We start from the raw sequence: 14,966 nt of genomic DNA, 5'->3' as shown, positions 1-14,966 counted from the left end.
GGGGCTGGGCCCCGCAAAGCCAAGAATTATCTGTCGTGATCGTCCGCCACACCTTCATCCCGCTCAACAACACGCGCCTGGCCAACGTCTGTGGGCCGCTGGACGCCCACCTGCGCACCCTCGAGGCCGGCCTGCAGGTCAAGATCGCCCACCGGCACGAGCAGTTCAAGGTCGATGGCAGCAAAAAGAACGCCGAGCGCGCCGTGGAGGTGCTGCAAGCCCTGTACGAACTGGCCGACCGCACGATTGCCGACGAAACCGTGCAGCTCATGCTGGTGGGCGACGAGGCCCTGGACGACGGCGACAACGCCCCTGCCCTGCAGACGCGGCGCGGCAACGTCAAGGGCCGCACGCCCAACCAGGTCGTCTACCTCGAGAACATCGCGCACCACGACATCTGCTTCGGCATCGGCCCCGCGGGCACCGGCAAGACCTACCTCGCCGTGGCCTGCGCCGTCGACGCGCTGGAGCGCGGCAGCGTGCAGCGCATCGTGCTGACGCGGCCGGCCGTCGAAGCCGGCGAGCGGCTGGGCTTCCTGCCCGGTGACCTGAACCAGAAAGTCGACCCCTACCTGCGCCCGCTGTACGACGCGCTGTACGACCTCATGGGTTTCGACAAGGTGCAAAAAGCCTTTGAACGCAACCAGCTCGAAATCGCCCCGCTGGCCTTCATGCGCGGGCGCACGCTGAACAACGCCTTCGTCATCCTCGACGAAGCGCAGAACACCACGCCCGAGCAAATGAAGATGTTCCTCACCCGCATCGGCTTTGGCGCCAAGGCCGTCATCACGGGCGATGTGAGCCAGATCGACCTGCCCAAGGGCGCCATGAGCGGCCTGATCGATGCCGAGCGCGTGCTCAAGCGCGTGCAGGGCATTTCGTTCACGCGCTTTCACAGCGGCGACGTGGTGCGCCACCCGCTGGTGGCCCGCATCGTCGACGCCTACGACAACCAGCGCTCCAGCCGCTGAGCGCGCTTCAGCGCGTCGGCCGCGTCCAGATGAAGATGGCGCCCGCCAGCATCAGGACCGGCGCCCCCAGGCGCAGCCAGCCCGGCAGCTCGCCAAACCACTGCATGCCGATGGCGCTGATGGCCATGGTCGCGGTGGTCATGCACTTCACCGGCAGCGAGATGGCGCGGTGCTCGCGCCAGTTGCGCAACTGCGGCCCGAACGTGGGGTGACGCAGCAGCCAGCGCTCCAGCTCGGGCCAGCCCTTGCCGGCCGCCCACAGCGCCACCAGAAAGAACGGCACGTGCGGCATCACGGGCAGCACCACCCCGACCATGCCCAGCCCCATGAACACGACCGCCACGGCGCGCCAGCACAGCATGCGCAAGCGCATGTGGCGCCAGACCTGGGCTTGCGCGGGCACGCCGCGCCCTGGCGCGCCGTCATCGGGCGATGGCCCTTGCCGCTGCGCGGTGTCGGGCAGGCTGTCCCGCTCGGCGTTCGGCGCCGCGTCAGCAGACGACGCGCACCGCGGCGCCTGGGCGTCTGCCGCCGGGGTCGCCCCCGGCTCGGCGGCATCGGCCGTGCCCGCGCGCGCTGCCGCGTCCTCAGGATGGTCCTGTGGCTGCGGCTGGTTCGCCGGCACGTCTTGGTTTGACTGAGTATCCATCGATTGGCGTTCAATGTTGAACGCAAACAAGCCCATACTGCCATCAGATTGGCGACTGATCGCCGCCGAGGGCAGGCGCGAAGCGTGCCACTGTACCGGCGGCAGCGCCCCCGTGGGCCGATGGGGACACAAACCCTGGTCAAAATGCCGCCATGTCCCTGCTGCCCGACTTCATCGCCCCCGCCTCGTTCCACAACGCCCAGGACGCCCTCGCCCAGGCGCAGCGCATCTACACCGAAGGCGTGGCCCACCTGCGCCAGGCCCTGGTGCAGCATGTGAACACGCCCGAGCTGCCCACGCAGCCGCTGCAGCGCGTGCGCGCCCACTACCCCTTGGTGCGCATGCTGGTGCGCCACGCGGTGCACCCCGAATCGGGCCCGGCCTTCGGCTTCGTCGCCGAGGCCGGCCACTACGAAACCACGCTGACCCGGCCCGACCTGTTCGGCCGCTACAACCTCGAGCAGTTCCAGATGCTGCTCCACAACCACGGCGGCACGCTGGAGGTGGGCACCAGCAGCCAGCCCATCCCGCTGCCCTTCATCCTGGGCGACGACGACGTGTTCGAGACCAGCATGACGGCCGAGCAGCGCCGGCGCATGGGCGAGCGCTTCGACATGCCCGACCTGGCCGCCATGGACGACGGCATCGCCAACGGCACGCTGCGCCTGGCGCCGGGTGCAGCCAAGCCGCTGTCGCTGTTCACGGCGCCGCGGGTCGACTACTCGCTGCACCGGCTGCGCCACTACACGGGCACCTCGCCCGAGCACTTTCAGAACTTCATCCTGTTCACCAACTACCAGTTCTACATCGACGAGTTCATCGCCCTGGGCGAAGCCGAGATGGCCCAGCCCGACAGCGCTTACCAGGCCTTTGTGCAGCCCGGCAACCGCGTGCTGCCGCGCGTGGACCTGGTCGACCCGACGCAGGAACCCGACACGGCCACCCCGGTGCGGCTGCCGCAGATGCCGGCCTACCACCTCAAGCGCCCCGACGGCAGCGGCATCACCATGGTGAACATCGGCGTGGGCCCGGCCAACGCCAAGACCATCACCGACCACATCGCCGTGCTGCGGCCGCACGCCTGGGTCATGCTGGGCCACTGCGCCGGCCTGCGCAGCAGCCAGCAGCTGGGCGACTACGTGCTGGCCCACGCCTACGTGCGCGAAGACCACGTGCTGGACGAAGACCTGCCGCTGTGGATCCCGCTGCCGGCGCTGTCCGAAATCCAGCTCGCGCTGGAACACGCCGTGGAGCAGGTCACGCACACCACGGGCGCCGCGCTCAAGCGCATCATGCGCACGGGCACCGTGGCCAGCACCGACAACCGCAACTGGGAGCTGCTCTCGGACAACCAGGCCGAGCGGCGCTTCTCGCAATCGCGCGCGGTGGCGCTGGACATGGAAAGCGCCACCATCGCCGCCAACGGCTTTCGCTTCCGCGTGCCTTATGGCACCTTGCTGTGCGTGTCGGACAAGCCACTGCACGGCGAAATCAAGCTGCCCGGCATGGCCAACCACTTCTACCGCGAACGCGTGAACCAGCACCTGCAGATCGGCATCCGCGCCATGGAGCTGCTGCGCGAAGGCGGCACCGCGCACCTGCACAGCCGCAAGCTGCGCAGCTTTGCCGAGGTGGCGTTCCAGTAGCTGTTGCGACAGCCGGGGATGCCTGCTGCAGGCGAGGCCCGTGCCTGAGCCGGTCGTGGGGCCGGCACGCCCGATCTCGCCAGACTGCGCACCCGCCTCACCCCAGCTCTCGGCAGATGTCACCCATCGCAGCCGCGGGTGCGTCACCGCTCACGCGGTGGGCCGCGGCTTGGCACGAAGCAGCCAGAACGAAGCTGCCGAAGTTGTACTGACCGCCCAGGGCGTCGTGGGGCTGGCCACCCTTCGCGCCAAGCCTCACGGACAGCGGTGCGCAAGCTGGGGGCGGCTGGCCACCCGCGTCGACCACACGACCCCATGCGGAAATTGGGTATGAGTCCAGACCGATTAAATTTACATCGGAAGAACACCCATACCCCATTCAATTTGACAGCCAGCCGCGTCAGGCCAGCGCCTCGGCAGGCCCGAAGAACTCGTGGTGGCTGCGCGCATCGGCCACCCCCAGCGCGCGCAGGTCGCGCTTGACCTGTGCCATGAAGGGCTTGGGGCCCAGCACGTAGGCGTGCAGCGTGTCGGTGTCGGGCAGCCAGGCCTGCAGCTGCTCGCGCGTGGGACGGCCCAGGGCATCTGGCGGGGTGGCCGGCTCGGCGCCCTCGGGCTGACCGTCTTCGTACACCACCCAGGCCTTGAGCTGGGGAAACCGCTCGCGCCACTGGCGCAGCTGCTCGCCAAACGCGTGCACCTGGGCGTTGCGCGCATAGTGGATGAAGGTCACCGGCCGCCCGGCCTGCAACGCCACCTCGGCCATGGCCAGCGTGGGCGTGATGCCGACGCCGCCGCTGACGAAGGCCACCGGGCCGTCGCCCTCGCGCAGCACGAACTCGCCGGCCGGCGGAAAGACCTCGAGCTCGTCGCCTTCGTGCACGCGTTCATGCAGGAAGCCCGAGGCCACGCCGCCGGGCTCGCGCTTGACGCTGATGCGCAGCCCCCGGCCATCGGCGGCGGCCGACAGCGAGTAGTTGCGGCGCAGGTCCTGACCGTCCACGTTCAGGCGCAGGCCGATGTATTGGCCAGGCTGGTGGCGCAGCACCGCGCCGCCATCCACGGGCACCAGGTAAAACGAGGTGATCTCGCGGCTCTCGACCTGCTTGCGCGCCACGCGGAAGGCCCGGCCGCCGCGCCAGCCGCCGGGCGCCGCGGCCAGCGCGTCGTACACCTGGGCCTCGGCACCGATGAGGATGTCGGCCAGCTGCTGGTAGGCCGCGCCCCAGGCGTCGATCACCTCGTCGGTGGCGATCTCGGCGCCCAGCACCTCGCGCATGGCGCGCAGCAGGCATTCGCCGACGATGGGGTAGTGCTCGGGCAGGATCTGCAGCGCCACATGCTTGTTGACGATCTGCGCCGCCAACGGACCCAGGTTCTCCAGCCGGTCGATGTTCCTGGCGTACATCAGCACGCTGTTGGCCAGCGCGCGCGGTTGCGTGCCGGCGGCCTGGTGGGTCTGGTTGAACAACGTTTTCACCTGCGGGTAGCGCGCGAACATGCCCTGGTAGAAGTGCGTGGTCAGGGCCTCGCCCCCCGATTCGAGCAGGGGCACGGTGGCCTTGATGAGGTCGCGTTGGCGGTCGGTCAGCATGGAAACGTCCTGGGGTGAGTTGCAATGCGTTTGACATTGCACAAGGCGTGCCAGAAAAAAGACCTTAAAAATCAAGCCTCTTGAAATCGACAGGTCCAAGCATCATGTCGATTTGACACACTCCACACCGCCGTCAAAGTCCAAGTGACCTGCCCCGTCCAAGCCCCTTCTGTCATGGAAGCCATCGCCCCGCTGGTGGCCGACCTAGCCCACGCCCTGCCCGCGGAGCTGCGCTACCAGCGGCTGCTGCAGACCCTTCGCCGCCTGGTGCCGTGCGACGCCGTCGCGCTGCTGCGCCTGGACGGCGAGGTGCTGCAACCCGTCGCCGTCCAGGGGCTGAGCCCCGACACCCTGGGCCGGCGCTTCGCCGTGTCCGAACACCCGCGCCTGCAGCAGCTGCTGGCCAGTCCCCAAGCCTGGCGCTTTCCTGCTGGCTGCGACCTGCCCGATCCCTACGACGGCCTGGTCGAAGGCGACGACGTGCAGCTGGCCGTGCACGACTGCATGGGCAGCGCCTTGCGCGTGGGCGACGCCACCTGGGGCCTGTTGACGCTCGACGCGCTGGATGCGGGCCGCTTCACCCCCGAACACGTGCGTCGGCTGGACCTGTACGCCAGCCTGGCCGCCGCCACGGTGGTGGCCGCCGAGCGCATGCAGCAACTCAGCCGCTCGGCCGAGGCCGAACGCCAGCGCGCCGACGCGTACGCCGAGGCCTACCGGCAGTCCCATGCCGCGCAGCGCGACATCGTGGGCCAGAGCCCGGCCATGCAGCACATGCTGGCCGAGATCGACCTCGTGGCGCCAAGCGAACTCACGGTGCTGGTCACGGGCGAAACCGGCGTCGGCAAGGAGCTCACCGTGCAGCGCCTGCACGCGCGCTCAGGCCGCGCCGACAAGCCGCTGGTCATCGTGAACTGCGCAGCCCTGCCCGAGCACCTGGTCGAAAGCGAGCTGTTCGGTCACGTGCGCGGCGCGTTTTCGGGCGCCGTGGGCGATCGCCAGGGCAAGTTCGCCATGGCCCACGGCGGCACGCTGTTCCTCGACGAGGTGGGCGAGCTGCCGCTGGTGGTGCAGGCCAAGCTGCTGCGCGCGCTGCAGAACGGCCAGCTGCAGCGCGTGGGCTCGGACCGCGAACACCACGTGGACGTGCGCCTGGTGGCGGCCACCAACCGCGACCTGGCGGCCGAGGTCAAGGCCGGCCGCTTTCGCGCCGACCTCTACCACCGCCTGAGCGCCTACCCCTTGCACGTGCCGCCGCTGCGCGAGCGCGAACGCGACGTGCTGTTGCTGGCCGGCCGCTTCACCGAAGACAACCGCCGCCGCATGGGCATGCGCGGGCTGCGCCTGTCGCCGCTGGCGCATGCGGCCCTGCTGGCGCACCGCTGGCCCGGCAACGTGCGCGAGCTGGAGTTCGTGATGGCGCGCGCGGCGCTCAAGGCCAGCCACCGGCAGCAACGCCAGGCCCTGGCGCCGTTGGGCAACGCGCCGGCCAGCGGCATCGTCACGCTGACCGAAGCCGACCTGGACCTGCCCACACCGTCCAGTCACCCGGCCAACCCGGCCGGCCACCCGGACGAGCCCGTGCCCCCGTCTGTGGGCCCCTCGCCCGCGCCACCGACCGACCTGCGCCGCGCCGTGGACGACTTCCAGCGCCAGCTCATCACCCGCGCGCTGGACGCGCAGGCCGGCAACGTCGCCGCCACGGCCCGCGCCCTGGGGTTGGACCGCGCCAACCTCGTTCGCCTGGCCAACCGGCTGGACCTGCCGCTGCCCAAGCGCGCGATGTGATGCATGGCCGCAACTCTGGCGACAGCCCGCTGGTGAAGGTCACAGGGCGGCAAGCTGCTCACTGGGCGAACATGCATGAATGGGGTATACCTTGATGACCGATTCATGGTCATCAGCAACACCGCCATACCCCACAAGATACAGCAACAATTCCGGATGACCTGTGCGTCGTCCCGGCGCAGGGTCCGTGAAACCGGCGTGCGATCGCATGGGATGCAAAAAGTTGCACACACACGATTAGCCGATAGACTGGCCCTCATTTGTGTAACCCTTTTGCATGCCATGAACGCTTCAGGATCTTCACTGCCGCCGCGGCTTCGCACCAGCCAACCCTTGGTGCGCTCCTTGCTTCTGGTCGGGTTGCTGAGTGCGCAAGGCGTTTGGGCCGGCACCTGGAACCTCACCTTCACCCCGCAGCAAACCCTGGACACGCCGCCTGAGCCCGTGTTCAGCTGGACGCCCCCGGCCGGCACCCGGTTTGGCGGCACCATCACCTGCTCCGGCGGCACCATTGCGGTGAATCCCGCCAACGGGGTGTTCGCTGTTCCCTTCGCCACCGATCAGGCATTCGTCGAGTTCGCCAACATCTTCACCGCACCATCGACGGTGGCGGTGACGGTGACGCCCGACACGGCGGGCGGCACCGCCAACTGCCGTTTGAACCCCAGCGTCCAAAGCTTCGATGAGACATCGGGCAATCCCCCCATGTGGAATGTGCCCAGCACCGTTCACGACGGCTACGTGCGGCTCATCGGGGCGATCTTCGATGGCACGAACTACAGCCTGGACACCACACTGCCTGCAAACGCAACGAGTGGCGGCTTCTTCCAGGAAAACCCCAATTTCCTCGATGCCAACACCATCACGACCGGCATTGCCCCCGTGGGCATCACCGACAGTGGCACGGCCACATCCAACGTGTTCGTCAACGCCAAGACCACGTCCGCCACCGTGGCCTTCGAGTTGACCAACCCGCAGCCGACCGACAGCACCATCACCTTCACCGTTCAAGAGACGCCGCAGACCTACGAAGACGATGGTGGCAACACCGTCTACGACCCCGGCGCCGATGGCTACCAACCCACGTACGGCACACCGACCACGATCACCGTCACCATCCCGGCCGGCAGCACCACCGTGAGCGTGCCCATCCCCAACATCCTGCCCGGCTCGGAGGTCACCATCACGCCCACGGACTACCCCGGTGGCATCGTGGGCACCCCCATCCTGGTCAAGACTTCGCCCCTGCCCCTTGCCACCGCCGGCCCAGACCCATTTCCCCTGACCAACGTGGTGGCCACCCCGGACACCGCCGGGCCTTTCACGACCACGGTGCCCACCAACGTGATCGACTTCCAGGTGGTGCTCGATGTGCCGCCCGTGGTGACGCCGCCCACCACCCCCAAGCCCGTGCCCACGCTGGGCGAGTGGGGCCTGGGGCTGCTGGGTACACTGCTGGCTGGGTTCGCCGCCTGGCGGCGCCCCACCCACCGTCGCTCCTGAACCCCACGCCCGGAACACCCGCAAGGTCGGCCGGGCACCGCTTGCCCTGCCTGACCATGTCCTCCAGCCTGCTGCGCGCCAAAACGCTGTTGTCCCATTGCCTGCTGATCCCGGTGGATCACATCGACGACGATGCGGACGTGGGGGACCTGCGCGATGTCGACAGCCTGATGTTCGAGGGCATCGTGATCGAGATCGAGAAGGCCATCGGCGCCGAAGCGGACGTGATGGACCTGCTGCAGCTGCGCACCGTGCGCGACGTGGCCAGGATGCTGGATGGCCAACCGCTGAACATCTCGGACTGACGGCAACGGCCGCGATGGACAGCGCGCGCCGGGTCGGAATGGAGGTGCACCACGTTGCACAGCCCCGATCGACCGATGGACTGCCCCTCGTTGGCATGCAAAAGGGAGACCCCATGAACGCTTCTGGATCTGCACTGCCGCCGCGGCTTCGCACCAGCCAACCCTTGGTGCGCGCCTTGCTGCTGACCGGGTTGCTGAGTGCGCAAGCCGCCTGGGCCGGCACCTGGACCATCACCTTCACCCCGCAGCAAACCCTGGACACGCCGCCTGAGCCGGTGTTCAGCTGGATGCCCCCCTCGCCGCCCCCCAGCGGCAACCTGTTTGGTGGCCGCATCAGCTGTTCGGGCGGCACCATCAGCATGAACCCGGCCGGCGGCGTGCACGCCCTGCCGTCTGGCAGCCCCACCGAAGCCTTCGTCGCGTTCACCCAGGTGCTCAGCAGCCCGTCGACCGTGGCGGTGACGGTGACGCCCGACACCGAGGACCCCGCCACGTGTCGGCTGGAGTACCTGGCGTACACCTACGTCCCGGGTTCAGGCATCGATCCATCCCTCAGCGTTCCCACCACCCTCCATTCGGGCTACGTGCGCTACGTCAGCGCCAACGCCGACCCCACCGATGGGTACAGCCTCACCGGCTCGCTGCCAGCCGTTTGGGACACGGGCGTCATCTTTCAGGAAGATCACGCCACCCTGGATATCACCATCGAGAGCAGCGTCACGGCCAGCAGCGCGACCGCGTCCAACGTCTTCGTCAACGCCAAGACCACGGCCGCCACGGTGGCGTTCGAGTTGACCCATCCGCAGCCCACCGACAGCACCATCACCTTCACCGTCACGGAGACGCCGCAGACCTTCCAAGATGCCGGTGGCGACACCGTCTACGCCCCCCTCAGCGAGGGCTACGAGGCCACCTACGGCACGCCGACCACGTTCACCGTCACCATCCCGGCTGGCAGCACCGCCGTGAGCGTACCCATCCCCCACATCCTGCCCGGCTCACAGGTCACCATCACGCCCACCAACCATCCAGGTGACATCGTCGGCACGCCAACCCTCATCCAGACGTCCCCCCTGGTCATCGTCGGTGCGGGTCCGACCGCCAACGTGGTCGCCACCCCGAACTCGCCCGGCCCCTTCCCCGACACCACCCCCACCAACGTGATCGACTTCCGGGTGGTGCTCGATGTGCCGCCTGTGGTGATGCCTGCCACACCCCAGCCCGTGCCCACGCTGGGTGCGTGGGGCCTGGGGCTGCTGGGGAGCTTGCTGGCCGGGTTCGCCGCCTGGCGGCGCCCCGCACGCCGTCGCGCCTGAGCCGCTGGGCCTGCCCAACTTTGTCCTCCAGCCTGCTGCGTGCCAACACGGACTCCCGCTGAACCGCTCGGACCGATCGCGACGGCCGCGACCATGGACCCGTCCGACATCTGCAACGAGCTCTACCGCCTGGCGCGCAGCGAGCCGGGCACCTCGCGCCTGCACCACTACAGCGAGCGCCGGGTCTGGATGGTGCAGAACGCGCAGGACGCGCACCGCATCCTGAAAAGCCATGCGGCCAACTGGCCCAAGCACATGGCCTGGATGCGCCAGACCCTGGGGCCCTCGCGCATGTCGGAAAACCACGCCGCGTGGGCGTTTCGCCGGCAGCTGACCCAGCCGCACTTCAACCACTACGACGTGGCCAAGACCATCCGGGCCACGCGCCGAGCACTGCGCCGCGCCCTGCCCCAGCTGGTGGCGCAGACTGCCGCCACGCCGCTGCCCGACGGGCTGCTGCGGCAGATGACGCTGGAGGTCCTGACCGAGGTCTTGTTCGACCTGGATTTCCGCGACACGGGCATCGACCCCGAGCACCTGTTCCACCTGTTGGCGTTGAGCGCGCAGTACGCCTTCGTCCCCGCCGGCGGCTTGACGGGCGATGAACGGCGACAGCACCTGAGCCAGCTCAACGCCGCCAAGGCCCAGGTCATGCAAGACCTGCGCGTGTTCCGCCGCGCCGAGTACGCCCACCACCCCGTCCTCCGCGAGATGCTCGCCGCCGAAGCGGCGAGCCGCCATCAGTCCGACCGGTTCGTGATGGAGCAGGAGATGATCACCCTGCTGGCCGCGGGCTCGGAGACCAGCGCCAGCACCTTCGGCTGGGCCTGCCACCTGCTGGCCCAGCATCCGCAGGTGCAGGCGCAGCTGCGCGAGGACGCGCGCGCCGGCAACGAGGCCTCGCCGCTGCTGGACGATTTCCTCAGCGAAACCATGCGCCTGTTCCCGGCCAACCCCATCCTCAGCCGGTATGCGCTGGCCGACGACGCCTTCAGCGCGGGCCCGGTGCTGGCCGGCGATGTGGCCTTGGTGTCGCTGGTCGGTCTGCAGACCCAGGGCCAGTCGCGCGAACGGCCATGGCAGCTCGACCTGGCCGCCGCCCGTGCCTTGCACAATCGCGCCGAGAGCGGCTTCGGCACGGCCTTCGGCGTGGGCGAGCGGGTCTGCGGCGGCCGCCTGTTCGCCCTGACCGAAATGCGCACCTTGGTGCGCGAGCTGTTGCTGCAGGCCGAGGTGCTGCCCACCGCCGCTGAACCCGTGGACCACCCGCTGGACCTGCAATGGTGCTCGCTGATGGTGCGGCGCGGCGGCCATCGCGTTCAGATCCGGCCCTTGAACACCCCTCCCGGCCGCTGATTCATCCACCCATCTGGCAAAATTGAAAAGAGTATGGCCTCATCGTCGTTGAATTCAAAACGACAGCCACCCCATACTCCACCCCATAAAACCATGACCTCGCGCCTGCAGCCCCTGTCCCCCGAACAGCACCTGGGCCTGGGCCTGCGCCCGGCCCCCAACTGGGCGTTCTGCCGCACGCTGGACGCCGTGCCCATCACCCTGCCCGAGTTCGCCGACCTGGTGGGCGCCCACCCCATCGTCTTTTCGGCCGGCCCGGCGCCCCAGCCGCTGGCCGTGCTGGGTGCGCAGCCGGGCCTGAACGACTTCCTCGACACCGACCTGCAGTGGCCCCGCCACCAGCCGCTGCCCGCCGTGCTCAAACACCACCCCTTTGCCATGGGCGTGGACCCGACCCATGCCCAGCGGGCCGTGGTGATGCTGGACACCGCCGATGCGCGCTTGGTGCCGCTGGAAGAGGATGACACGGCCCAGCCGCTGTTCACCTTCGATGGTCGGCCCTCACCCACCCTGTCCGCCATCACCCAGCAGCTGGGCGCGCACTGGGCCGCGCTGCAGGACACGGTGGCCCTGGGGCGTGCCCTGCACGACGCCGGGCTGCTGGTCGACCTGCGCGCCGAGGTCCGCCTGAGCGATGGCAGCACCCACACCACGCGCAGCTTCCGCAGCGTGAATGCGTCGGCCTTTCGTCAGCTGCAGCCGGCCCTGCTCAGCGCATGGTTTCAGCGCGGGTGGACCGACGCCATCGCCCTGCACCTGGCCAGCCTCCGGCGCTGGACCCAGCTCTTCGAGCGGCGCCAGCCCGCCGCTGCGCCGCATGCCGGGACCTGAGGCCGGCAACCCGCCCGCCAGCCTGGCCGAGGGCCTCGCCCGGGCGGCCAGCAGCCCGGCCGGGCTGCGCCTGTTCAATGGCCGGGGCCAGCTGACGGCCGAACTCAGCTACCGCGCGCTGAACCAGCAGGCCCGCGTGCGGGCCACGCAGCTTCGCGCCCTCGCGGGTGCCGGGCCGCGACCCGCGGTGGTCGGCCTGATCGCCCACACCAGCCTGTCGTTCATCACCGATTTCCTGGCCTGCCAATGGGCGGGGCTGCTGCCCTGCCCCCTGCCGCCCCCCACCGTGGCGCTGGGCGTGGGGCCGTACGTCGAGCGCACGCTGCGCATGCTGGCCGCCGTGCAGGCCAGCGCCTTGCTGCTCGATGCATCCCACACCCCGCTGCAAGCCGCGTTCGAACGCCAGGCCGAGTCGATCGCGCCCGGCCTGCGCGTGGTGCCCACAGACTCGCTGCCCGCCGCCGCCGACACCGTGGGCCTGCAACCGTTACAAGGCAGCGACGCGGCCTACATCCAGTTCTCGTCCGGCACCACCAACGCCCCCAAGGGCATCGAAATCTCGCAGCGCGCCATCTGCCACAACCTGCATGCCATCCTGCATGCCGGCCTGCGCATCCAGCCCGACGACCGCGCCTTCTCCTGGCTGCCGCTGTACCACGACATGGGGCTGGTGGGCTTTCTGCTGGCCCCCATCCTGGGCGCGGTGCCACTGGACCTGCTGCCGCCACAGGCCTTTGCGCGCCACCCGCAGCTGTGGCCCCGGCTCATGGCCGAGTTGCGGAGCACCATTTGCTTTGCCCCGTCGTTCGCCTGGGGCCTGGCCGCCGACCGCACGCCGCCAGACCAGGCCAGCGCCCTGCGCCTGAAGCTGCGCGTGGCGGGCGTGGGCGGCGATGTCGTGCGCGAGCACGACCTGCACCGCTTCGCCACGCGCTTTGACGTCAGCGGCTTCTCGGCCGGCCAGTTTCACCCCTGCTATGGCCTGGCCGAAGCCACGCTGGCCGTCAGCATGGGGCCGGCCAGCGTCGATGCACACGGGCGCAGCACCAGCGGCACGCCCTTGCCGGGGTGGGACATCCGCATCGTGGACGACGCCGGCGCGCCACTGCCGGCCATGCAAACAGGCCGCATCCACCTGCGCGGCCCGGCCCTGATGACGGGCTATTGGCAGCACGGGCGCTTGTCCCCGGTGTCGCCCCAGGACTGGTTCGCCACCGAAGACCTGGGCCACCTCACGCCGGCCGGCGAGCTGGTCGTGACCGGCCGCCTGCAATCGCTGCTGGTGATCCGTGGGCGCAACGTCCACGCCGAGGCCGTCGAGGCCGCGGTCTGCGCCCAGCTCCAGCTGGCCCACGGCACGGTGATGGCCCTTCAGGAAGCCCGAGCGCCGGGTGAGTCCATGGCGCTGGTGGTCCTGGTCGAATGCCCCGTGCAGGACCCCGACCAGCGTCGGCAGTGGGCCGACACCGCGCGACGGGCGGCCTTCAGCGCGAGCGGCGATGCGGCCGAAATCCGACTCGTCGCCCCGCGGACGGTGAAGCTGACCACCTCGGGCAAAATCGCGCGCCAGATGACCTTAGACCACCTGCGCCAGGGCCATGACTGACCTCGACCCGGCTTCCCCCTCCAACACCCAGCCACCACCCGAGCTGCATCGCCTGCCCGCCTCGCGGCTGCCCAGCGACTGGTCCTGGCTGGACGCCGAGGCCCTGGCCAGCCTGAACACCGTCGTGCCGCTGACGACGGCCAGCCAGCTGCCAGCCCTGCTCGCCCGCCCCGATGTGCAGACCTGGGCCGTGACCGTGGCCGGCGACCTGCAGGCCGTGTACGTGTGCAGCCACCACGCGCAGCACCGGGTGACGCGCATCGCCTGCGCCGCCCGGCCCGGCGCCGGCGGGCTGGCGCTGCTGCGGCACACGCTCGCCCCGCTGGCCGACGCCCTGCTGGCCGATGGCGCACAGAAGCTTTCCATCCACCTGCTGGCGCGGTCCGTCCGGCGGCTGTGGCCGCTGTTCCGGCTCAACCGGCGCTTCTTCCTCGAAGGCCGGCTGCGCCACGAGTGGCAACCTGCGCTGCAGCGCCACGACGACGTGCTCATCCTGTCGGCACTGGCACAGGCCGACCAGCGGCCCGCGCCCGGCTCGCTGTGGCTCAACGCCCGCGCCCAGGCCGCCGGCCGGCGTTTTTTCAGCGACTGGAAGACGCAACCCCCACGCGCCCCGGCGCCGGCGGCTGGTCCACGGCCCACCGATGGGGCCGACCTTGCTCGAAGCGGCCCTTCGCTGCAGCCGCAGCACCTGGAAGGTGCCGTTGACCTCAATGCCGGCCTGCCCGAAGCGCCAGCGCGCGGCAGCACGGCCATCGACCTGCCCGGCTACCGGCTGCGCACGCTGACGGCCAAGGACGCCAACGACACCCTGGTGCACTGGCTGAACGCCCCGCAGCTCATGGGCAGCATGAACCTGCCGCGCTTCACCTTCAGCCTGGCCAGCGTGCGGGCCCTGCTGGCCGGCTTCGACCGCAACTTCAACCAGTTCATCGGCGTGTTCAAGCAGGCCAGCGACGAGCTGATCGGCTTCTACACCGTGCTCGTCAACGAACATGCGCGCCACGCCCACCTGGCGCTGTGCATCTACCCCAGCGAGGCCGCAGCCTCGCGCATCATGGTGGACACCATCACCCCGTTGACGGACAGCTACTTCGAGCGCTTCGCCATCCAGAAGATCACCGGCAGCGTGCTGGTCTCGAACCGGCGCATGCTGCTCAGCCTGCCGCACAACTACACCTTCCTCTTCGAGGCCGTGCTGCGCCAGGAATGCCTGGGTGACCCCGACCGACTGGACGTGGTGGTGTTCTCCACCTTCCGCGACCCGGCGCTGCGCCCGCGGCTCGGTCGCTTCGTGCCCGCCAGCGCGTCACCGGGCTGACCCGCCCCCGCGGGCCAGCGCTCACGGCCCCGGCGGACTTGCAATTCGCCACACCCACGCGGCCGATGTGTGCTGCAATG

General features: G+C 69.5%; 12 protein-coding genes. 10 read left to right on the top strand and 2 right to left on the bottom strand.

Going from position 1 to position 14,966, the window contains the following annotated elements; genetic code table 11:
• Positions 1-35: 35 nt before the first annotated feature.
• Positions 36-971 carry a PhoH family protein gene (locus CCO03_RS03285; RefSeq protein ID WP_087277221.1) on the top strand — a complete coding sequence of 312 codons (936 nt, stop codon included), beginning with the start codon at positions 36-38 and terminating at the stop codon, positions 969-971.
• Between the two features lie 7 nt (positions 972-978).
• On the opposite strand, the gene CCO03_RS20245 is transcribed toward CCO03_RS03285, so the two are convergent.
• Positions 979-1,620 carry a YbaN family protein gene (locus CCO03_RS20245; RefSeq protein WP_236904013.1) on the bottom strand — a complete coding sequence of 214 codons (642 nt, stop codon included), beginning with the start codon at positions 1,618-1,620 and terminating at the stop codon, positions 979-981.
• A gap of 152 nt (positions 1,621-1,772) precedes the next feature.
• On the opposite strand from CCO03_RS20245, the gene CCO03_RS03275 reads away from it, so the two are divergent.
• Positions 1,773-3,266: an AMP nucleosidase gene (locus CCO03_RS03275; protein WP_087277218.1), complete on the top strand. Its 1,494-nt coding sequence runs from the start codon at positions 1,773-1,775 to the stop codon at positions 3,264-3,266.
• A gap of 400 nt (positions 3,267-3,666) precedes the next feature.
• Here CCO03_RS03275 and hmpA read toward each other — a convergent pair whose 3' ends face one another.
• On the bottom strand, positions 3,667-4,860 hold the full coding sequence (hmpA, locus tag CCO03_RS03270) for an NO-inducible flavohemoprotein (protein ID WP_087277214.1): 1,194 nt from the start codon (positions 4,858-4,860) through the stop codon (positions 3,667-3,669).
• A 174-nt stretch (positions 4,861-5,034) separates the two neighbouring features.
• Here hmpA and norR point away from each other — a divergent pair, with 174 nt between their 5' ends.
• The 8 genes from norR (at position 5,035) to CCO03_RS03230 (ending at position 14,886) form a co-directional block, all read left to right on the top strand.
• Positions 5,035-6,648: a nitric oxide reductase transcriptional regulator NorR gene (gene norR / locus CCO03_RS03265; protein ID WP_087277211.1), complete on the top strand. Its 1,614-nt coding sequence runs from the start codon at positions 5,035-5,037 to the stop codon at positions 6,646-6,648.
• A gap of 336 nt (positions 6,649-6,984) precedes the next feature.
• Entirely contained in the window at positions 6,985-8,151 is a 1,167-nt protein-coding gene (locus CCO03_RS03260) for an IPTL-CTERM sorting domain-containing protein (RefSeq protein WP_157667477.1), read from the top strand.
• A gap of 56 nt (positions 8,152-8,207) precedes the next feature.
• A complete protein-coding gene (locus tag CCO03_RS03255) occupies positions 8,208-8,456 on the top strand; it encodes an acyl carrier protein (RefSeq protein ID WP_087277205.1) in 249 nt (82 codons plus the stop codon).
• A gap of 113 nt (positions 8,457-8,569) precedes the next feature.
• On the top strand, positions 8,570-9,772 hold the full coding sequence (locus CCO03_RS03250; RefSeq protein WP_157667476.1) for an IPTL-CTERM sorting domain-containing protein: 1,203 nt from the start codon (positions 8,570-8,572) through the stop codon (positions 9,770-9,772).
• 93 nt (positions 9,773-9,865) lie between these two features.
• Positions 9,866-11,128 carry a cytochrome P450 gene (locus CCO03_RS03245; RefSeq protein WP_087277200.1) on the top strand — a complete coding sequence of 421 codons (1,263 nt, stop codon included), beginning with the start codon at positions 9,866-9,868 and terminating at the stop codon, positions 11,126-11,128.
• Between the two features lie 93 nt (positions 11,129-11,221).
• Entirely contained in the window at positions 11,222-11,959 is a 738-nt protein-coding gene (locus CCO03_RS03240; protein WP_157667475.1) for a SapC family protein, read from the top strand.
• Positions 11,946-13,565, top strand: coding sequence for an AMP-binding protein (locus tag CCO03_RS03235; protein WP_157667474.1), 1,620 nt, complete (start codon positions 11,946-11,948; stop codon positions 13,563-13,565). Before CCO03_RS03240 ends, CCO03_RS03235 begins: the two co-directional genes overlap by 14 nt.
• Positions 13,558-14,886, top strand: coding sequence for a GNAT family N-acetyltransferase (locus tag CCO03_RS03230; RefSeq protein WP_087277191.1), 1,329 nt, complete (start codon positions 13,558-13,560; stop codon positions 14,884-14,886). The genes CCO03_RS03235 and CCO03_RS03230 overlap by 8 nt, the downstream gene beginning before the upstream one ends.
• Positions 14,887-14,966 lie beyond the last annotated feature (80 nt).

This window comes from Comamonas serinivorans, assembly GCF_002158865.1.
Taxonomy (GTDB): domain Bacteria; phylum Pseudomonadota; class Gammaproteobacteria; order Burkholderiales; family Burkholderiaceae_C; genus Comamonas_E; species Comamonas_E serinivorans.
Note: the sequence above shows the minus strand (reverse complement) of the source record. Positions and strands in the feature narration are given on the sequence as shown.

What these genes read in the sequence shown, in the direction of transcription:
- CCO03_RS20245 (WP_236904013.1), bottom strand. Translation starts at nt 1,620, where the DNA reads ATGGATACTCAGTCAAACCAAGACGTGCCGGCGAACCAGCCGCAGCCA.
- CCO03_RS03275 (WP_087277218.1), top strand. Translation starts at nt 1,773, where the DNA reads ATGTCCCTGCTGCCCGACTTCATCGCCCCCGCCTCGTTCCACAACGCC.
- hmpA (WP_087277214.1), bottom strand. Translation starts at nt 4,860, where the DNA reads ATGCTGACCGACCGCCAACGCGACCTCATCAAGGCCACCGTGCCCCTG.
- norR (WP_087277211.1), top strand. Translation starts at nt 5,035, where the DNA reads ATGGAAGCCATCGCCCCGCTGGTGGCCGACCTAGCCCACGCCCTGCCC.
- CCO03_RS03255 (WP_087277205.1), top strand. Translation starts at nt 8,208, where the DNA reads ATGTCCTCCAGCCTGCTGCGCGCCAAAACGCTGTTGTCCCATTGCCTG.
- CCO03_RS03250 (WP_157667476.1), top strand. Translation starts at nt 8,570, where the DNA reads ATGAACGCTTCTGGATCTGCACTGCCGCCGCGGCTTCGCACCAGCCAA.
- CCO03_RS03245 (WP_087277200.1), top strand. Translation starts at nt 9,866, where the DNA reads ATGGACCCGTCCGACATCTGCAACGAGCTCTACCGCCTGGCGCGCAGC.
- CCO03_RS03240 (WP_157667475.1), top strand. Translation starts at nt 11,222, where the DNA reads ATGACCTCGCGCCTGCAGCCCCTGTCCCCCGAACAGCACCTGGGCCTG.
- CCO03_RS03235 (WP_157667474.1), top strand. Translation starts at nt 11,946, where the DNA reads ATGCCGGGACCTGAGGCCGGCAACCCGCCCGCCAGCCTGGCCGAGGGC.
- CCO03_RS03230 (WP_087277191.1), top strand. Translation starts at nt 13,558, where the DNA reads ATGACTGACCTCGACCCGGCTTCCCCCTCCAACACCCAGCCACCACCC.